The 17,946-nt window shown below is 51.1% G+C and carries 19 protein-coding genes; 16 read left to right on the plus strand and 3 right to left on the minus strand.

Going from position 1 to position 17,946, the window contains the following annotated elements; all coding sequences use genetic code 11:
• The first annotated feature begins 200 nt into the window (after positions 1-200).
• The 6 genes from ACFSDB_RS03035 to ACFSDB_RS03060 all read left to right on the plus strand — a co-directional run bounded on the left by ACFSDB_RS03035 (position 201) and on the right by ACFSDB_RS03060 (position 4,966).
• Positions 201-434, plus strand: coding sequence for a DUF1146 family protein (locus tag ACFSDB_RS03035; protein WP_204891055.1), 234 nt, complete (start codon positions 201-203; stop codon positions 432-434).
• A gap of 490 nt (positions 435-924) precedes the next feature.
• Positions 925-2,223 (plus strand): UDP-N-acetylglucosamine 1-carboxyvinyltransferase, encoded by a 1,299-nt coding sequence (murA, locus tag ACFSDB_RS03040; protein WP_204891054.1) that lies wholly within the window; start codon positions 925-927, stop codon positions 2,221-2,223.
• Positions 2,224-2,490: 267 nt separating this feature from the next.
• Entirely contained in the window at positions 2,491-3,486 is a 996-nt protein-coding gene (gene mreB, locus ACFSDB_RS03045) for a rod shape-determining protein (RefSeq protein WP_204891053.1), read from the plus strand.
• A gap of 174 nt (positions 3,487-3,660) precedes the next feature.
• A complete protein-coding gene (locus ACFSDB_RS03050) occupies positions 3,661-3,945 on the plus strand; it encodes a DNA-directed RNA polymerase subunit beta (protein ID WP_204891052.1) in 285 nt (94 codons plus the stop codon).
• 97 nt (positions 3,946-4,042) lie between these two features.
• Positions 4,043-4,480: a 3-hydroxyacyl-ACP dehydratase FabZ gene (gene fabZ / locus ACFSDB_RS03055; protein ID WP_204891051.1), complete on the plus strand. Its 438-nt coding sequence runs from the start codon at positions 4,043-4,045 to the stop codon at positions 4,478-4,480.
• Positions 4,481-4,585: 105 nt separating this feature from the next.
• The gene (locus tag ACFSDB_RS03060) at positions 4,586-4,966 is read left to right on the plus strand and encodes a hypothetical protein (protein WP_204891050.1); all 381 of its coding nucleotides are present in this window, start codon (positions 4,586-4,588) and stop codon (positions 4,964-4,966) included.
• Between the two features lie 220 nt (positions 4,967-5,186).
• Here ACFSDB_RS03060 and ACFSDB_RS03065 read toward each other — a convergent pair whose 3' ends face one another.
• On the minus strand, positions 5,187-5,630 hold the full coding sequence (locus ACFSDB_RS03065) for a YwpF family protein (protein WP_204891049.1): 444 nt from the start codon (positions 5,628-5,630) through the stop codon (positions 5,187-5,189).
• A gap of 280 nt (positions 5,631-5,910) precedes the next feature.
• On the opposite strand from ACFSDB_RS03065, the gene ACFSDB_RS03070 reads away from it, so the two are divergent.
• Together ACFSDB_RS03070 and ACFSDB_RS03075 are read left to right on the plus strand one after the other, a co-directional pair.
• Positions 5,911-6,315, plus strand: a complete 405-nt coding sequence (locus ACFSDB_RS03070; RefSeq protein ID WP_204891048.1) for a single-stranded DNA-binding protein — start codon at positions 5,911-5,913, stop codon at positions 6,313-6,315.
• A 22-nt stretch (positions 6,316-6,337) separates the two neighbouring features.
• Positions 6,338-6,481, plus strand: coding sequence for a hypothetical protein (locus ACFSDB_RS03075; protein WP_204891047.1), 144 nt, complete (start codon positions 6,338-6,340; stop codon positions 6,479-6,481).
• A 53-nt stretch (positions 6,482-6,534) separates the two neighbouring features.
• On the opposite strand, the gene ACFSDB_RS03080 is transcribed toward ACFSDB_RS03075, so the two are convergent.
• Both ACFSDB_RS03080 and ACFSDB_RS03085 read right to left on the minus strand, forming a co-directional pair.
• Positions 6,535-9,258 carry an SNF2-related protein gene (locus tag ACFSDB_RS03080; RefSeq protein ID WP_204891046.1) on the minus strand — a complete coding sequence of 908 codons (2,724 nt, stop codon included), beginning with the start codon at positions 9,256-9,258 and terminating at the stop codon, positions 6,535-6,537.
• The gene (locus ACFSDB_RS03085) at positions 9,255-10,787 is read right to left on the minus strand and encodes a hypothetical protein (protein ID WP_204891045.1); all 1,533 of its coding nucleotides are present in this window, start codon (positions 10,785-10,787) and stop codon (positions 9,255-9,257) included. The genes ACFSDB_RS03080 and ACFSDB_RS03085 overlap by 4 nt, the downstream gene beginning before the upstream one ends.
• 237 nt (positions 10,788-11,024) lie before the next feature.
• Here ACFSDB_RS03085 and ACFSDB_RS03090 point away from each other — a divergent pair, with 237 nt between their 5' ends.
• The 8 genes from ACFSDB_RS03090 (at position 11,025) to ACFSDB_RS03125 (ending at position 17,833) form a co-directional block, all read left to right on the plus strand.
• Positions 11,025-11,408 carry a hypothetical protein gene (locus ACFSDB_RS03090; RefSeq protein ID WP_204891044.1) on the plus strand — a complete coding sequence of 128 codons (384 nt, stop codon included), beginning with the start codon at positions 11,025-11,027 and terminating at the stop codon, positions 11,406-11,408.
• A 76-nt stretch (positions 11,409-11,484) separates the two neighbouring features.
• Complete coding sequence (locus tag ACFSDB_RS03095; protein ID WP_204891043.1) at positions 11,485-11,970, plus strand: transcriptional regulator; 486 nt, start codon at positions 11,485-11,487, stop codon at positions 11,968-11,970.
• Positions 11,971-12,498: 528 nt separating this feature from the next.
• Positions 12,499-13,323, plus strand: a complete 825-nt coding sequence (locus ACFSDB_RS03100) for a M55 family metallopeptidase (RefSeq protein ID WP_204891042.1) — start codon at positions 12,499-12,501, stop codon at positions 13,321-13,323.
• Positions 13,324-13,365: 42 nt separating this feature from the next.
• Positions 13,366-14,289, plus strand: a complete 924-nt coding sequence (locus tag ACFSDB_RS03105) for a S66 peptidase family protein (protein ID WP_204891041.1) — start codon at positions 13,366-13,368, stop codon at positions 14,287-14,289.
• Positions 14,290-14,383: 94 nt separating this feature from the next.
• Positions 14,384-15,325, plus strand: a complete 942-nt coding sequence (locus tag ACFSDB_RS03110; RefSeq protein WP_204891040.1) for a C40 family peptidase — start codon at positions 14,384-14,386, stop codon at positions 15,323-15,325.
• A 105-nt stretch (positions 15,326-15,430) separates the two neighbouring features.
• The gene (locus tag ACFSDB_RS03115; protein WP_204891039.1) at positions 15,431-15,652 is read left to right on the plus strand and encodes a DUF2187 family protein; all 222 of its coding nucleotides are present in this window, start codon (positions 15,431-15,433) and stop codon (positions 15,650-15,652) included.
• A gap of 197 nt (positions 15,653-15,849) precedes the next feature.
• Positions 15,850-16,542, plus strand: coding sequence for a hypothetical protein (locus ACFSDB_RS03120; RefSeq protein ID WP_204891038.1), 693 nt, complete (start codon positions 15,850-15,852; stop codon positions 16,540-16,542).
• Complete coding sequence (locus tag ACFSDB_RS03125) at positions 16,535-17,833, plus strand: efflux RND transporter periplasmic adaptor subunit (protein ID WP_204891037.1); 1,299 nt, start codon at positions 16,535-16,537, stop codon at positions 17,831-17,833. Before ACFSDB_RS03120 ends, ACFSDB_RS03125 begins: the two co-directional genes overlap by 8 nt.
• Positions 17,834-17,946 lie beyond the last annotated feature (113 nt).

A 17,946-nucleotide genomic window follows, 5' to 3' on the forward strand; every position in this document is an offset into this window, starting at 1 on the left:
TCATATCTTTGCGGCGAAGCTAGCGCAGCGATGCAGGAGCATTAGGTCTTTGATGAACTTCCGAAGCGGCGTTTTTTGCCGCACAGGAAGGTCAGCTTAAGGCCGAGGAGTTGGCCGTTGGAGTCTGGACAAAAAGAAGAGCGGGCAAAAGGGCATTTGACTTTTGTCCGTTTTTTATTATCCAATAAGGAGGGAAGCACATGGAGACGATGATCGGAACCCAAGCCGCCATTTCCATCCTGAGCCACATCTTTTTCACCGGGCTCGCGTTTTATGCACTCCGGGCAATCATGTTCGAGAAATGGATCCACAAGCACCATGTCCTGCAAGCACAGCTCTTATACATCTTTCTCAGTATCGCTCTCGGAACCGCTGTATCGACGTTCTTCCTGAACATCTCGACTTGGTCCCGGCAATTGCCGTATCTGTTCTAAGTTTGCTTTTGCGCCAATCGGACAGAATTTCCGGTGGCGCAAAAGCAAATTTTTTTGCCATAGCGTAGGGTGCCTGCAGGGATTGCAAAGCTTATTTCCAATTTTATAGGCAGTGCAGGCATTTTCAGTTAGGAAAAAGAACACGGATTCGTATAAGCTCTGTTTCAAATACTAAGGCCAAAGGCATTAACGAATTTCTATTTCCCGGGAAATAAAGTCCATATATAGGTTTAAATCGGCAGATTCAGGGAAAATTAACCCTGTAATCATAATGTAATATGAATTTGTCAAATACGGACTGAAAATGTGAAGAACTTACGAAAGTTATAAGCAAAGAATATTCTTTTTATCGAAAATGGTTGCAAAGTTACTTGTAGTGTTAGTAAAAAACAGGTATTATAGTAAAGGTTTTGTTTCTAATTTATGACATTGGACTTTTAAGGTACTTGCGTACATATAGATTATCATTTTACACATGGAGGGCATATCAGTGGATCAGATTATTGTAAAAGGCGGCCAAAAATTAAAAGGGAAAGTGCGGGTGGAAGGGGCTAAGAACGCGGTGTTGCCGGTTTTGGCCGGATCGCTTCTCGCTTCGAATGGGAAAAGCATCATTAAAGAAGTGCCGAATTTGGCAGATGTGTACACCATTCAAGAAGTGCTAAGAAGCTTGAATGCTTCAGTCGAATACTTCCCGGAAAAAAATGAAATGGTGATTGATTCATCCATGGAATTATCAAGTGAAGCGCAATTTGAATATGTTCGCAAAATGCGTGCTTCGATTTTGGTAATGGGGCCGTTGCTTGCACGTAATGGATTCGCTCGAGTTGCTCTTCCAGGCGGCTGCGCCATCGGCTCTCGCCCGATTGAATTGCATCTTAAAGGGTTCGAAGCGATGGGTGCCCAGATTACTTTCGGAAACGGTTTTGTCGAAGCGAATGTCAACGGGCGTTTGCGCGGCGCGAAAATCTATCTCGATTTCCCGAGCGTCGGGGCAACTGAGAACATTATGACAGCAGCAGCGCTGGCGGATGGTTTAACAATCATCGAAAACGCTGCAAAAGAACCGGAAATCGTTGATTTGGCTAACTACATCAACGAAATGGGCGGGAAAGTGATCGGTGCAGGCACTGACACGATTCGCATTGAAGGCGTCGAAGAATTGAATGGCGCAGAGCATTACATCATTCCTGACCGCGTTGAAGCCGGTACGTTCATGGTAGCTGCGGCAATCACAGAAGGCGACGTTATCATCGAGAACGCAGTACCGGAACATATGACGGCATTGATTTCAAAAATGGGCGAAATGGGCGTTGATGTGAAAGAAGAGGCTGAAGGGCTCCGGATCCGTTCGAACCGTCCGCTTCGTTCAATCGACATCAAGACCATGCCTCACCCGGGCTTCCCGACAGACATGCAATCACAGATGATGGCATTGATGCTGACTGCTCAAGGCAACGGCATCTTGACGGAAACCGTCTTTGAGAACCGCTTTATGCACGTCGAGGAATTCCGCCGCATGAACGCTTCAGTGAAGATTGAAGGCCGTTCAGTGATCATGGAAGGCCCGTCGAAGCTTCAAGGAGCTGAAGTGGCTGCAACCGATTTGAGAGCTGCTGCTGCATTGATCCTTGCCGGATTGGCTGCAGAAGGCATCACACGCGTCAACGAACTTTATCATTTGGACAGAGGTTATGTGAATTTCCATCAGAAGCTTGCGGCGTTGGGTGCAGACATCGAACGCGTCTCTACTACCAATATGGAAGTGAAAGAAGAGCAATTGGTATAATTCAATTTTATCCTTACCGCCCTTCGGCATCTGCTGAAGGGCTTTAATTATGCCTGAAATGCGTGGGAATAAAAGGAAAGAAGACATGCCAATAAATTTTTACACTTTATACTTTTTCAGTTAAAAATGTTAATGGAAGGGCAAAACAGGGCTATATTCCTGATAATTCTTTTTCTTTTCTTTCCCTTCTATGATAAAATGTTCAGTTAGGAGAGCTTTTTTTGCTCTACAAACGGACACGCTATTTTGGAAGGGGAAACGGAATAAATGTTTTCAAAAGATATAGGAATAGACCTTGGGACAGCCAATGTCCTGATTCATGTTAAAGGAAAAGGGATTGTCCTGAATGAGCCCTCTGTAGTCGCGATGGACCGCAAGACCAACGAAGTGCTCGCTGTAGGGGAAGCGGCACGCAAAATGATCGGCCGTACACCGGAGCATATTATTGCCGTCCGTCCATTGAAAGACGGGGTCATTGCCGACTTCGACGTAACCGAAATGATGCTAAAGTACTTCTTGAACCGTTTGAAAGTAAAAGGCTTTATGACTAAACCCCGCATTTTAATCTGCTGTCCGACAAATGTCACCAGCGTCGAGCAGAAAGCGATTCGGGAAGCTGCAGAAAAATCCGGCGGCAAGAAAGTATTCCTTGAAGAAGAACCGAAAGTGGCAGCGATCGGAGCCGGAATGGACATCTATCAGCCAAGCGGGAACATGGTCGTCGATATCGGCGGCGGAACCACGGATGTGGCGGTCCTGTCGATGGGTGACATTGTCACGAGCGAATCAATCAAAGTGGCTGGAGACGTTTTTGACAACGACATCCTGCAATACATCAAACGCCAATACAAATTGCTGATCGGCGAACGGACTTCCGAAAACATCAAGCTGCAAATCGGGTCTGTCGGAAAATCGAGCCGCAACGAAGAAATGGAAGTGCGCGGACGCGATATGGTGACAGGTCTGCCGCGCGTCATCACGGTCCACTCTTCGGAAATCGAGCAAGCCTTGAAAGAGTCGATCGGTATGATCGTCCTCGCTGCGAAAAATGTGCTGGAGAAAACGCCTCCGGAACTGTCTGCTGACATTATAGACCGCGGCGTTATTTTAACCGGCGGTGGTGCCTTGATCCATGGCATGGACCAATTGCTGGCAGATGAATTGAAGGTGCCGGTAACAGTTTCCGACACGCCGATGAATTGCGTAGCCCTCGGTACAGGGATCATTCTTGACAACATGAACAAAATGTCGCGTCGCAGATAAAACGGCCCGCATGCCCAGTTCTGTTTAGTTTATGACGAATGGCATATGGCATTGATGAGATTTTTTAGTATAATGACAACTAATGCAGATGCATATGGACAACAGGCAACTCCGCGTTTCGAGGCAACCCGGAATGCGCGGTTGGATGCATCGATGGAAAGGTTGACTTATTGAATGGCTGAAACAAACAATAAAGCGATTCTTCGAAAAGACGCTAGAAAAACGACATCCACTGACGCCGCTCCGAAAACGAAGGCTGCACCGAAGACGACTGGCTGGGTGCAGATCCGTCTGTTTCCGATATGGCTCCGCATCATCATTGTATTGGCGTTGATCGTAATTGCAGCAGCGCTTGGCGCGATGATCGGCTATGGCGTAATCGGCGATGGAAAAGCAGCCGACGCGCTGAAATGGGAGACATGGCAGCATATACTAGATATCATGAGCGGGAAGAAATAATTTCCGCTCCTCTTTAATTTGTGGAGGAATTGCACGCACCCGAATAAAAAACGAAATTATCTTAACCGAAAATCATTTGACCAAAGGGGTTGTAACGATGCTGACAGTTGAACAGATTCAGGCAATCTTGCCGCACCGCTATCCATTTTTGATGGTGGACCGCATCCTGGAAATCGAACCGGGGAAAAAAGCCGTCGGGCTGAAAAACGTAACAGCAAACGAAGAATTCTTTAACGGCCATTTCCCGGGATACCCGGTAATGCCGGGCGTGCTGATCGTGGAAGCCTTGGCGCAGGTCGGCGCAGCTGCAGTGCTGCAGATGGATGCCAATAAAGGCCGTCTAGCCTTCTTCACAGGAATCGACAATTGCCGTTTCAAACGCCAGGTGGTGCCAGGCGACCAGCTGAAGCTCGAAGTGGAATTGACGAAACTCCGCGGATCGATGGGCAAAGGGCACGGCATTGCAACCGTTGACGGCGAATTGGTCTGTGAATGCGATATTCTCTTTGCACTAGGGCCTATTGTCTCAAAGTAACGGAAGGCGTTTGTATTTAAATGCACGTTCCTGTACAATAATCTTGAAACAGCTAGATTGGCAGCTGCACGGTTGCCGCTTCTTGTGGAATGTAGGAGGGTTATCATGTACAAAGTATTGCCGCCAGGTGTGAAAAGCAGCATAACGCGCTCCATCTCCAAAGTGTATGAAAGCTATATGGCCGACATCGAGTGGGACGAGGACCGTTATGATTTAAGCGATTTTATAAAAGAATGGAAAGACTATATTGAAACAAATGCCGCATGGTACGAAAAAGTGCCGGTGGAAGTGAAGGAAAGCCCGCTATTCCATGAGGAAGTGGCATTGAAGATGAACCAGACCATCGAAAAAATCCTCAGCGAGCCGCCGACGGAAGATCAAATCAGCCGGATTGAAGCGAAGCAGGAAGCGATGAAGACGAACTTCGATTACGCTTGCCGCGCCGAAGCCGCATTCGTCGAAACCAAGCTGGGCCGTCTGAACTGAATATCTTATACATAGCACCAGCCGGGAGCATATGCTCCCGGCTGGTTTTTTTGTCTTCCGTAGGTATCCGGCTGGATTGGTGCTGGATGCTCATTGAACGCCGCTAAGTGAACATAGAATACCAAAAAGTGCTCATAGGCCTCAGAAAGCCGCTCATAGAAAATAAAATAGAGACTGGAAAACGAACAAAGGGATCCGCAGAAGCGGATCCCTTCAGGTTTTATTGCGATGGTTTCACTTCGTCCTTGCGCAGGACCGGGCGCTTGCGCATATCGTGTTCAAAGCGGTCCAGCAGGTCATCGCCTGCCAGCCCGTCCTCCAGGAGTTCTGCAAGGAGGGATTCGGCGTATTTGCGGCGGGCACGCTTCAATGTGCCTTTCAGCAGGACGGAAATATGGTCGCCGATCACCTTGACTCCGTAGACCGCCACTTCGAATGTAGCCGGCTCGTTTTCCGGGTAGGAGATGACAACTTTGACGTCGTAAATCTTGCCCGTTTCCTTCATATTGTTGAAAACTTCCTGATACTTCATATCCATCAGCATTTCAAGCACCCAGGAACGGTGGCTGTTTTCCTGGTTGATGATGATGCCGTCTTCCAGCGGGTATGCCGTCAACTGGTCGTCTTCAACAACGCTTAACGACAGCATTTTAAATGTCTTCACGCAACTCACTCCAAACATCGCTTTTTTCCAGTATATCATAGCTATTATTTTTGAGGCCGCCTCGAAAAAACAAAGTGAAAAATAGCGAAAATCCATTTTTTATTTTCCCTTTAAAACTAAAAAAATGCCTTTATGGACACAATGAAATACTAGGATTTTTTTCGTGCGGACGCGAAAAATAAAAAATCAGCGGCGAAAACGGCGTAAATCCCATTTTTGGGACTTTGCGCTGCCGCCGCTTTTCTTAGTATGCTCTGTGTAATCGGGAGGAGGTGAATACATGAACCAAGTCGGCATTGTAGGGAGGTTGACCAAAGATCCAATGATGCGCGTTTTGGCAGAAGGCCGCGTACATACGTCGTTCGTCGTGGCAGTTTCACGCAATTACAAAAATCAGAAAGGGGATGTGGAAACGGATTTTGTCCTTTGTTCGACATGGGGTAGGCCCGCCCACAACATCCACAAATACTGCAGCAAAGGGTCGCTCGTTGCCGTAACGGGCAGGCTGCAGTCCCGGCATTACGACAGGGAGGACGGTTCGCGCGTCTACGTCACGGAAGTGCTCGGCGACCAGATCCGCTTCCTCGACAAACGGAAGGACAAGGAAGAACCATCCAGCCGGCAGCCGGAGTCTGAAGCAGACTTCGACTTCCAGCCGCCTTCTACGGAAGGAGTACGTGTATAACTGAAAAGGGAGGCACTTAGACATGCCGAAAGACGTGCAATTGCAATTGGAAGTGCATATGGAGCAATTGATCCGCTTGACTGCGTTGCTCCATCAGCGTTTGGCAGAAGCGGAGCGGGAACTAAGTGAACTGAAAGCGATCTTCCGTTCCGCTCAAGAAGGGTGACCGGTTTTCCGTCTAAAAGAAAATTCGGCCAGGTGGGGGCCTGGCCGAATCATTTAAAGATTATAGGTGAACAATTCCTTCAGTTCGCTGTCCGACAGTTCGGTCATCCACTGGCTCGATTGGATGAACTGTTCAGACATCGATTGTTTCTGCGTAAGAAGCGAATCGATTTTTTCCTCGATCGTTCCGATGGTCACAAATTTATGGACATGGACAAACTGCGTCTGCCCGATGCGGTATGCCCGGTCAGTCGCCTGGTTCTCAACAGCCGGGTTCCACCATCTGTCAGCATGGAGGACATGCGTGGCTGCGGTCAAGTTCAAGCCCGTGCCGCCCGCTTTCAATGACAGGATGAAAATCGGGAATTTGCCTTCCTGGAATGCAGCAACAAGTGAATCGCGCTGGTTTTTCGGCATGCTGCCGGTCAAAAACGGCACTTCATGGCCATACAGCTCGTTGATCGCCTGCTGCAGCAAATGGCCCATCCCGATATATTGCGTAAAAATCAAACATTGCTCCCCGCGTTCTGCAATTTCCCCTGCCAGAGTCACAATGCGCTCCAGCTTCTGAGAACGGGGCAGAATTTCATCTGCCGTCGTGTACGGTTCTTTCAAGTACAGCGAAGGATGATTACATAACTGCTTCAGCTTGCTCAGCATTTTCAGCACAAGGCCTTTTTTCTCGAAGCCTGTGAGCGTCTCCATTTTCTGCACCGTATCCTGCACCAGCCCTTCGTACAATGCCGCCTGTTCCGGCGTCAGCGGACAATATTCCAATTGCTCCTGTTTTTCCGGCAGGTTCAGCTGCAGATCCGGGTCTTTCTTCGTCCGGCGCAGAAGGAAAGGCTGGATGCGCTGGCGCAATTTCTCCTTATGTTCCTCGGAATCATCGCGTTCGATCGGAATCATGAAGTTTTCCTGGAACTGCTTGATGCGATACAAATAGCCTTTATTGATAAAGTCGAAGATCGACCATAATTCCGACAAGCGGTTCTCAATCGGCGTCCCCGTCAAGGCGATGTGGTGCTCGCCGCGGAATTTCCGGATGGTGCGCGATTGCTTCGTATACATGTTCTTGATGTTTTGCGCTTCATCGAGCGTAATGCTGGTCCATTGGAGGCGTTGGATCTCTTCGGCATCCGACGAAGCGATGCCGTAGGTCGACAGCACGACGTCGGGCTTTTCGGTGTCGAGGAATTTCTGGAAATTCTCTCCTTTGGGGCGTGCAGGCCCGTAATGGGTGACCACTTTCAAGTCGGGGCCAAAGCGCTCCAGCTCTTTCTGCCAGTTGCCAAGCACTGAAGTCGGACAGATGATCAATGAAGGCTGCGCCGGCTTCTTGCCATGGACATGAAGCAGGTAAGCGATGAGCTGGACCGTTTTTCCGAGGCCCATGTCATCCGCCAGGCAGAGGCCGAAGCCTTCTTCGCGCATGAAGACCAGGTAATCGAAGCCGGTCTTCTGGTAAGGGCGCAATTCGGTGTGCAGGTTCTCCGGAATGGGCGTCGGCGGCAAGTCGCGCTTGTCGAGCAATTTATCAAGCAGCGACCGCAGCGATTTGTTCAAGTGGAATTCGACAAGCGGATCGTCTTCTTCGATGCCTTCATCGAGCATGATTTCCGGCACATTCTGAAACAGCATGTCCTTGATCGTCCAATCGGCGTCTTCCGCTTCTTCGATCATTTTCCGCAGCTGCATGAGCAGGTTGGAGTCGACGCGCACCCATTCATTGCCGATGCGGATGAATTCCTTGTTCTCCGAGACGAGCTGCTGGAAATCCTGCATGCTCAGTTCATGGCCGTTCAGCGAGAACTGCCAGTCAAAACGGATGATTTGGTCAAGGCCGACCACCGACGCCTTCTTGATCGGCGAATGGACATTGGCCTTGACGCGGACCTTCGATTCCTGGACCGCTTTGAGCCAGGACGGAATCGATACTTCGATGCTGAAAGCCTGGAGGATTTCCGCATCGTTCCGGAGAAACTCCAGCACTTGGGCATCGGTCCATTCCGCGTGGTAAAAGCGGTCATCTTCGTAATATTCGACGGACGGGCAGAGGCTCAGCATGAGCGACTGCTTGTCCTTGATGTCTTGTGCGCTCGGCCGCCATTTGTCAGGCAGCGCCTTGTCGATCGGTTCATCCATACGGCGCTTTGTCGGCGACCAGTACGATGACCCACGCTTGGAGCGGAGCACGGTCTTGAACGACCAGAAAGCATCGTTGTCGGGTTCGCTCAATTGCGCGGCGAGAACATAATCCTCAGCAGCCGGCAACCCGTCCCAGCCGGCCTGCTGCACGAAATGCTGGATGAACGGCAGCTGGGCAGGCGCAAGGCCCTTGGATTTCAACTGGTGCCGGATCGTATCGGCGAGGAATGACTGGATCTCCGCGTCGCCATAGGCGGCATCGACCAGAATGTCATCGCCGTCGACCGAAACGTGGTCCCAGAGGGCCGGATCGTTCAGCGAATCGGCGACTTTGCCGGCAAGAGCCAGCCATGCCTCGTCCGCTGCTGTCTGGCCGTTGAACGCCACATAATGGTGCGGCTTCTGCTGAAACAACCGCACGAAATCGGCAGGCGTCAGCAAAAGGTCGAGCCCGTCGATGCGGGCGGTCAGCCCGTAGAAACTGGCCTTGTCGAGAAAATACAAATAGCTTTTCCACATTTCAGGCGGGATGCGGTTCCCCGCCTCGTTGACCGCCTGGATGCGGAAATCGTCGCCGCGGCTGATTTTCAGGTAATAAGTTCGGCTTCCTTCTGTCTGAAACTGAGTCATGCAAGCTGTCCTTTCTCGATCTCTTCCTGGAGCGCCCGCAAGCGCTTGTTCTGGGTGCGGATTTCGTTGATGTAAGCCTGCCAGAAATCCAGTTGACCGCTTTTTTTGCAGGCTGCTTTCATCTTCTTCCAGATGCGGACCGCCTGCTTATAGCCCGGACGGTTCCGTTCTTCGAGGTAATCCATCGCGAAGCGGTGGTAAAGCGGCAGGACGTAATCAGGAGCGGCGTCCTGCACTTCTTTCAAGCCGCATTCCTCGACGAAATACAGCGGAGAATTGTGGAGATGGTGAAGCTCCGCCCATTGTTTATATAATTTCTTTTCAATCAGATAAGTGGAATAGGCCGGCAGCCCGTAATGGCCAAACTGCTTGAACAGGTCCTCCCAGTCGCTTTCGCTGAGCTGGATCTGCGAGAACAGGCGGCTCAGGATGCGGACATACTGGTGCCGGTACTGCGTGTATAGGCCTTCGAACAGGAATGTCTTGACGTGCGGTTTGACGGCTTTCAGGATCACTTCCATCGCTTGGCCGTGCCCTTCCGCTTCGGCAAGCACCGCGAGCTGGATCCAGTCGGATGTTTCGCCGGGCGAGATCTTTTCAACCGCGACATCCTCGCCGTTCAGGACCGCGAAAAATGCGGCAATCCGGGCGTCAGGGGAGCTGAACTGGCTTAGCTCTTCCCGGCGCAGCTTGCTGCCTGTGAACAATGATGTCCAGAACAGGCGGTAAACCGTGAAGCGCTGGGAGAACGAGCCGTCTTTGACCCGGACGAACGAACGCACAAGTTTGCGGAGGTGGTCAAGAAAGGCATCGGCCTCGAACGTCCGGTGCTGGACGCGCAGTGCTTCAAGCAGATCGCGCAATTCATGGAGCTCGTCTTCGAACCAGGTTTTGAAGAATGAATGGTGCACTTCGTCCGCACCTGCTATATAGGTGCTCCAAACTTCCATAAGCGAGATGAAGCGGGCATAGGTGCGGTAGAAGACTTTCCATTCGCGTTCAAGAGGCACGAACGATAGGGCATTTTTCAAGCGCCCCTCGTACATCTGCTCAAAATAGAAGAAATTACGCGTGGTGTAGTCCGGAACCGGTTCGCGCCAAACGCTCCGGATGATCTGCGTCCACTGGTCAGGCGAACGCTTTTCGGCCAGCATCTTCATCTCGTCGCCGGGGCGAGCCCGCCAAGCTGCCACCCATTCTGACAAGGACGCGACTTTCTGGTAAAGGGAGAAGATGACGGCGAGCCGGTGGCGGCACATCTCTTCCTGCGGGCATGCGCAAATTGCAGTCATCTTATCGAAGTTCAAGACCACTTTGACGGCATGGGCGTCTTTGACAACTGCCTCAAGGAGAAGCCGCTCTTCATTGAACGACAAAATCTGGACGCCGTCGTGGCGCACTAAAAAGACTGCTTTTCGAACCATTTCCTCATCCAGCTCGCGCGTTGGAGTGAGTGCGTTGTCGATAGCAGCCATATAATTGTGGATCGTATCATCAAATCGGTTTGCCAGGGATTGAACCGTAGCCATTGCACATCGCTCCAAATAAAAACTTTCCTTCTATTATACGGCTTTAAAGGAGCGGCGTAAACGATGAAGAGAAGTTAATCGGTTTTAAGCCGGAGGATTTCTGTGTTTTAACGGTTGAATCGCAGAAGGAAAAGGAAATATACGGGAATGATAATAAAAAAATGTCGCTTACTGGAAATAGAATGGAACTGAAAAATGGAAAAAGTCCTATAATTTATTTCGAGGGGGAGAAAGGCAATGCATAGCCGATGGGTGTTGGAAATACCGGAGTTCGCTTACCTGCTTCAGCAGGATACCATACTTGAATGGCAATTATATGGCCCGGACAAAGCTGGCGGGTACCGGAAAGTGCGTTGGGAAGTGAAGACGTCCGGCGTCGCTTCACGGATCACGGCCGCCGGAAGCCGTCGCGGCGCAGTCGCTGCAGAAGTGGACTTTGCAGCGCGCGAGATCGTCTTCTGCCAAGGCGAAATGAGCGACGGGGAGTTCACGGAATTTCTCCGGCATCTGGTGGAGCGCACTTCCCTGCAGGTACAGCCGGGGCTCATGCACTTTATCGGCCGGCGCAGAAAAGAGCCTGAAAATGCCTTCGAAAGGGACGATAAAACACCGACTTTTTGATATCCAAAATAAGAATTTTATGATATGATAATTGTAGTAAGAATTTTCAAACTCTTTTTGAAAAGGGGGGAGTGAAATGCTGCAGGTTAAATTGATGAAGCCTTTTTATACGAAGAAAGAAGGCCATTTGGTCAAGTTCGTGTTCGCCTACCAATACTTCTCCATTCTGAAAGATGACGAATTGTTCCACTTCATACCGGTAGAAGGCAAAGAAATCATCGTCAACATGAATACCCTCCAAGTGGAAAATCTTTCTGAAGTCTTCGTGTTCCAAAAAGGAAACAGGTTTATACGCTTGCCACTGTATCAGCTCTTGCTGGTTTCGGATATCCATACCCATCTACAGGCGATTCTGCAAGAGGAGAGAGCGGGGTTGCTGGACGTGAATGATCAAGCGCGGGAAGAAGCAGAAGAAGTGATTCAGTTTCTGGAAAAAGAAAACTACGACCGCATGATCGACTATGCGCTGGAGACCAATAACAAGGAAATGTTTCTGAAACTGCTTGAACAGCAGTTGATGGAACGGCAATTGTACGAAAAACAGGAAAATGGAGGTTTTTAAAAGTGAAAGCAGCCAATGGATAAACGTCTGTCCGCCAAGCCAACCGGGACAGACGTTTTAATATGCCCGAAAACAGCAAAAAGCCCTTTTCTGTCTTCCTCGAAAAGGGCTTTTAATATTCTTCGATATACATAATGCACCTCTCACATCATAGTGAAATAATTGATCAGCAGCATGACCGCTGTCGAACCGCCGATTCCAAGTGCAAGATCTTCCCATCCAAGTTCAAGCAATTTGTCAAAATTCATTCTCATCCGCTCCTTTTTCCCTGTTGTAGAATTTCTCTGAAGATCTTGCATTCGCTAGTAAATTGACTTTTCAGTCTATTTAGCAGCTTGTTTTTATTATAAAGGGCTGGGATTTTATTGCCATGGACCAAAATGACTAAAAATTCTAATTTTTTATAAGGCCGTTTGTCTATCTATTGGAAATGAAGGGATTCTTTCGTAAAATAATGCATTGATATCCGTTTGTTCTATTGCTAAAGTAAATTTTAGAAGGTTCCGATAATTAGAAAGGGATGTGCACATGAAATTTTATTTGTCGATGGATATGGAAGGCGTGACGGCGCTTCCGGATTATACATATGTCGATTCATCCGAACACAATTACGAGCGGGGCAGGCGGCTGATGACGCAGGATGCAAATGCCGTCATCGAAGGGGCGTTCGGCAGCGGTGCTGTGGAATTTACGGTCAACGACAGCCATTCAAAAATGAACAACTTGATTGCCGAAGACCTCCACGAAGAAGCCATGCTGATCACCGGCGGCGTTAAAGCGCTGTCGATGGTCGAAGGGCTCGATGCCACTTACGACGGTGCGTTCTTTGCCGGCTACCATGCGCGCGCCGGGCAGAAAGGCGTCATGTCGCATGCGATGATTTTCGGAGTGCGCTCGATGTGGATCAACGAGGTGGAAATAGGGGAGCTCGGATTGAATGCCTACGTCGCCGGGCATTTCGGCGTGCCGGTGCTGATGGTCGCAGGCGACGATTGTGCCTGCCGGGAAGCGGAAGCGCTCATCCCGAACATCGTCACTGCAGCGGTGAAAGAGTCCATCACCCGTTCGGCCGTAAAGGCGCTGCATCCGAAAAAAGCGCAGGCGCTGCTGCGGACCAAGACGGCGGAAGCGATCCGGAACCGGGAGCGCGTCCTGCCGCTCATCCCGCCGGAGTCGCCGGAACTGAAAATCGAGTTCACGAACTACGGCGAAGCGGAGCTCGCGGCACTTATGCCGGGGACGGAACTCATCCCCGGTACAACGGTTGTCCTCTTTCAGGCAAAAGACATCCTGGAAGCGTACCGGGCGATGCTTGTCATGATCGAACTCGCTTTGCAAGCGAAATTCCGCTGAAACCGGTATGCTTGAAAGATCAACGATTAGGAGTGGATTTATTTGCGGACTATGCCAAGAAGATTGGAAAAAGGCGACACGGTGGGCATCATCGCCCCGTCAAGCCCGCCCAATCTGGAGAACTTACAAAAAGCCCTGCCGTTCATCGAGGGGCTGGGATTGAACATCAAGATGGGCAAATCGGTCGAAGCGAAACGCGGCTATCTGGCGGGGAGCGACGATGAACGGCTTGCGGATCTGCACAGCATGTTCGAGGATCCGGAAGTCAAAGGCATCATCTGTGCCGGCGGCGGATACGGCGCAGCGCGCTATGCCGACCGCATCGACTTCGGGATGATCAAGGAAAATCCGAAGGTGTTCTGGGGCTATTCGGACATCACTTTTCTTCATACAGCCATCGGGCAGTATGCGGACCTCGTAACATTCCACGGGCCGATGCTTGCGTCGGATGTCGGCAAGGAAGAATTCCATGAACGCAGCGGCCGCATGTTCGGCCAGCTTTTCGGTCCGTTTGAACTCCATTATACCGAAGAAATCGCACCGCTTACGGCGCTTGTCGGGGGAGCGGGGGAAGGCGAATTGGTCGGCGGCAATCTGTCGCTCATCCGGAGCGGCATCGGCACGAAATTCGAGCTCGATACAAAGGGCAAGATCCTGTTGATCGAAGACATCGACGAAGAGCCGTACCAGGTGGACGAAATGCTGAACCAGCTGCGCATGGCGCGGAAATTCGAGGAAGTGGCGGGCGTCGTCATCGGCGACTTCAAAAATGCCGAACCGAAAAAGCGGGAAAAATCATTGACGCTCGACGAAGTGTTCGATGATTATTTCAAGGATTTGAAAGTGCCGGTCGTCAAAGGTTTCAAAATCGGCCATTGCGAACCGCATTTCTCTGTGCCGCTCGGCGCGAAAGCCCGGCTTGACGCCGATGCCTTGACGCTGACGATCTTGCCAGGCGTGGAATAAGAAAACTGCAGGGCCAGAAAAGATCCACCGATTTGAGCGTTCAATAAAAACTGTAGATTTTTCAATCCCAAAAACAGTAGAGCGGAGGAACAAGATGATCAATGCAGAATCGACCAGGTGGGTGGCGAATGTGCCGGTGGCGACGGTCTGGACCGAACCGGGAAAAGTACGGGACATCGACGCATTCGGTACGGGCGAGAAAACCGATATCAATAAATGGATCAAGGCCATGTCCCCGGAAGAAAGCATGGACCTCGTCAGCAGCAACCGCGTGCAGACGCAGCTCTTGTACGGCGAGCCTGTGCTTATCGATGAAGTGGTCGATGGCTGGGCGAAGATCTGCGCCGTCTGGCAGCCGTCGAAAAAAGATGAGCGCGGCTACCCGGGCTGGGTGCCGCTCGCACAGCTGAAGGAAGTCGATGCGCTGAGCGAAGCCGGATTCGCCCGGGTGATTGCGGACAAAGCGCAGCTTTGGACGGAAGACTTCAAGCCGCTTGGCGTTGCACCGTTCAATGCCATGCTGCCGGTGAAAGAAGTGGGTGAATTCGTCCGCGTGCAGACGCCGGGCGGCGATGCCTTCATCATGGGAGAGCAAGTGGAGCTTGCGCCGAGCGTCGACAGGATCGCCAAAGGGAGCGGCATGGATGTGGCGCAGCTCGCGGCCCAGTTCCTCGAACTGCCGTATTTCTGGGGCGGCATGTCGAGCTACGGCTTTGACTGTTCCGGATTCAGCTACAACCTGCTGAAAGCGAACGGCGTCATCATCCCGCGCGATGCCACAGACCAGGCAGAAGCAGGGCTCGAAATCGATAAAGACGACGAAAGCGTGTGGCAAATCGGCGACTTGCTGTTTTTCGCCTACGAAGAAGGAAAAGGCCGGCTGCACCACGTCGGCATTTATTTCGGCAACGGCCTGATGATCCATTCGCCGACGCCCGGCAAAGCCGTGGAGATCATCGAACTCGCCGGTACCGTGCATGAGAAGGAATTATGCGCAGTGCGCCGCTTTACGGAAAACGGCGAGGCGGACTTCTAAAAGATTGAATGAGTTAGCCCGTTAATGACAAAAAGGTGAAATCCGGCTGTTTTTATGCTATAATAAATAGATATTGTTTCTATCTAAAGAGAGGCGTGGATGACGATGGCATTTCAACCGCATGAAAAAGAAGTATCTGAATTTGTAGCAGCCCGCAAGATTGGCGAATGGATTTCTTTTACACGCAACGGCGTAGAAGTCAATGGAACCATTTTTAAAATTATGGACAACTCGGTAATCGTTGAGATCTCACCGGAAGACGCAAAAGAAATTGGCGCGGCATCGAATATGACCGTGGTTTCCCATAAAAAGTATAAAATCGTCTGATTTTATTGCCCTGAAACTCCTGCAGCGATGCAGGAGTTTTTTTGTTGTTGGCAGGCTTTCGGGAATTTCTGTATGCCTTTAGACTCAAAGCTTGTACAATTGCCATTTAGGTGCGGGTTTAGCGTTTCAAATTATCACAGTTTTTGGTAAAGTAAAGTATGCAGAACCATCACTTGCACTGAAAGGAATCACACCGCATGATATTCGATTTTAAATTCTGGCATTATTTTGCTCGGCAAGGCGACTTAATACATAATCTACATGAAACCACTATGCAGAAGTTTAACCGGCGGCTCGCCTGGATTTTCGCATTCGGCTTGCTGCTTTTTGCTGTCCGGGAAATCTGGGGCATGAACACCGCATCGCTGACGCCTTATCTGGCGAACGGCCTGTGGAGCGACTATACGCTTGCGCGCTGGACCTCGCTGCTTGGCACGCTCCTGTGGGGAGGCATCTATATGGCATTCCATACATACGGCGTGGCCTATCTGTTCATGCTGCTGACCAAAATGCGCTTTCGGCCTGCGCTCGTCATACAGAGCTATGTGCTGGCGCTCCTGTTGATCGAAAAAGCGCTGCTGTTTTTAGTGTTTGCAGTGGCCGGCTACACGATGCCGGTTTCGCTGTTTTCATTCGGCCCGCTGGCAGCGACGTTTTTGGACATGCCGTTCCTGACGTTTTTCTTTAATCAGCTGACGGTGTTCACCGCGCTGATCATCGCGTTCCAATACCGCTTTGTCCGGTCGTTCACGGAAGTGGCTCCGAAAAAGCTCCTCTTTGTGCTGATCTTGGTCTATGTGTTGGTGGCTTTGGCCATCGCCGGATTGAGCTATGTGCCGATCGGTGAAATGCTCGGTGACTTCACGAGAGGAGGCGCTTCGGTTGAATAAATTCTTTTTCATCGGCTTGTCCGTCGCCATTTCGGCGTTCATTGCAGCTAATGCTCTTTTGATGTTCGGAGAGAAAAGCATTTTGGTAAAAGACGTCTATATCAGCGAGTACCAGCGTGCATTCGGCAGCGAGTACCAGGAAAACATGCCGAAAGAAGCGATCACGGCGCCGCTGGGCACGACACAGATCTACGTCCAGGATTCAGAAGCGATCGAGCAGTGGCTCGTGAAAGAGGGAGATCCTGTCCAGGCAGGGTCGGAACTCGCGCTCTTGAACGAAGCGGAGACCGAGGAACAGCGCTCCATCTGGGAATCCGAGCGCTCGGCGCTGGAATCCGAGAAGTCGGAAGTGCAAAGTTCGCTCCGTGATCTGGAATCGGCCCGTTCTTCGAACGACGGTTCTGCAAGTGAAAGCAACGCGGACCGCTCGACCGGAACGAACGGCGACGGCGATACCATCGAATTCAATGTCGACCTCCAAGTCGGCGTTGAAGTGCCGCAGGACGGTTCGTATGCTGCGGGCATCGCACAGGCCGAACAGCGCCTGGCGGCCATCGAATCGCAGCTGGCTGTTGTGAACGCCCAGCTGGACCAGCGCTTGTCGAACCCGGCTTTGATCAGTCCGGTCGATGGCGTCGTTGCGAAAGTGAACGGCGATTCGCTGCCGCTCAGCATCGAAATCTACTCGAACGACAAATCGTTCATCACTTACGCCTTTGAAGACGAATGGCAGGACATCGCTGTCCAGGACCGCGTCATGGTGCAGGCGGAAGGCATGGCCCAAGCGGTAGCGGGAACCGTGCTTGCCGTATCGCCGGTGCCGGCAGAAGATTCGAGATGGCTTGACGCGTACCGCGCCCTCGAGCCGACCGAACAGCCGAACCCGTTGGCCTTCTACGAAGTGCGCATCATGCCGGACCAACCGATCGAAGACAATCTCCCGTTCGGCCATAAAGCGAATGCGCAGATCACGGTCAACGAAGCCCAGGATGCAGTCGCGCTTCCGGAGCCGTGGCTCTTTGACCGCAATGAGCAGGCAGGCTTTGTCCATAAATTGTCGCCGGAAGGCTACGCCATCAAAGTTCCCGCCACCGTCAGTTTCGATACCGGCGGCAAGGCGGTGCTCACCGAAGGCGTCATCCCCGGTGAAGTGGCGGTCGAAGAAGACCGCCTCAGAAGAATCGAAGCCTCGCCGGCTGTCTTTGTGCCATTCCCGATTGTCCGGCCCGATTTTGAACTCGCCAAGAACACCAATTGGCGCGTCTATGTCGAATATTTATTGGCACGGTGAAATGACCCCCGGAAGCTCCTGCTTTCGGGGTTTTTACATGGAATGAAAGAGGGAGAGCGGGTTGAGTGATCATAGAATCGCAAAAAGCGCTCATAGAATTTCCTGAGTGATCA

It is taken from the genome of Planococcus chinensis (assembly GCF_042681545.1).
In the GTDB taxonomy this organism is placed as follows: Bacteria; Bacillota; Bacilli; order Bacillales_A; family Planococcaceae; genus Planococcus; species Planococcus chinensis.

Excerpts from the sequence above, each read along its gene's own strand:
- ACFSDB_RS03035 (WP_204891055.1), top strand. The coding sequence starts at position 201 with ATGGAGACGATGATCGGAACCCAAGCCGCCATTTCCATCCTGAGCCAC.
- mreB (WP_204891053.1), top strand. The coding sequence starts at position 2,491 with ATGTTTTCAAAAGATATAGGAATAGACCTTGGGACAGCCAATGTCCTG.
- ACFSDB_RS03050 (WP_204891052.1), top strand. The coding sequence starts at position 3,661 with ATGGCTGAAACAAACAATAAAGCGATTCTTCGAAAAGACGCTAGAAAA.
- fabZ (WP_204891051.1), top strand. The coding sequence starts at position 4,043 with ATGCTGACAGTTGAACAGATTCAGGCAATCTTGCCGCACCGCTATCCA.
- ACFSDB_RS03060 (WP_204891050.1), top strand. The coding sequence starts at position 4,586 with ATGTACAAAGTATTGCCGCCAGGTGTGAAAAGCAGCATAACGCGCTCC.
- ACFSDB_RS03070 (WP_204891048.1), top strand. The coding sequence starts at position 5,911 with ATGAACCAAGTCGGCATTGTAGGGAGGTTGACCAAAGATCCAATGATG.
- ACFSDB_RS03075 (WP_204891047.1), top strand. The coding sequence starts at position 6,338 with ATGCCGAAAGACGTGCAATTGCAATTGGAAGTGCATATGGAGCAATTG.
- ACFSDB_RS03080 (WP_204891046.1), bottom strand. The coding sequence starts at position 9,258 with ATGACTCAGTTTCAGACAGAAGGAAGCCGAACTTATTACCTGAAAATC.
- ACFSDB_RS03085 (WP_204891045.1), bottom strand. The coding sequence starts at position 10,787 with ATGGCTACGGTTCAATCCCTGGCAAACCGATTTGATGATACGATCCAC.
- ACFSDB_RS03090 (WP_204891044.1), top strand. The coding sequence starts at position 11,025 with ATGCATAGCCGATGGGTGTTGGAAATACCGGAGTTCGCTTACCTGCTT.
- ACFSDB_RS03095 (WP_204891043.1), top strand. The coding sequence starts at position 11,485 with ATGCTGCAGGTTAAATTGATGAAGCCTTTTTATACGAAGAAAGAAGGC.
- ACFSDB_RS03100 (WP_204891042.1), top strand. The coding sequence starts at position 12,499 with ATGAAATTTTATTTGTCGATGGATATGGAAGGCGTGACGGCGCTTCCG.
- ACFSDB_RS03110 (WP_204891040.1), top strand. The coding sequence starts at position 14,384 with ATGATCAATGCAGAATCGACCAGGTGGGTGGCGAATGTGCCGGTGGCG.
- ACFSDB_RS03115 (WP_204891039.1), top strand. The coding sequence starts at position 15,431 with ATGGCATTTCAACCGCATGAAAAAGAAGTATCTGAATTTGTAGCAGCC.
- ACFSDB_RS03120 (WP_204891038.1), top strand. The coding sequence starts at position 15,850 with ATGATATTCGATTTTAAATTCTGGCATTATTTTGCTCGGCAAGGCGAC.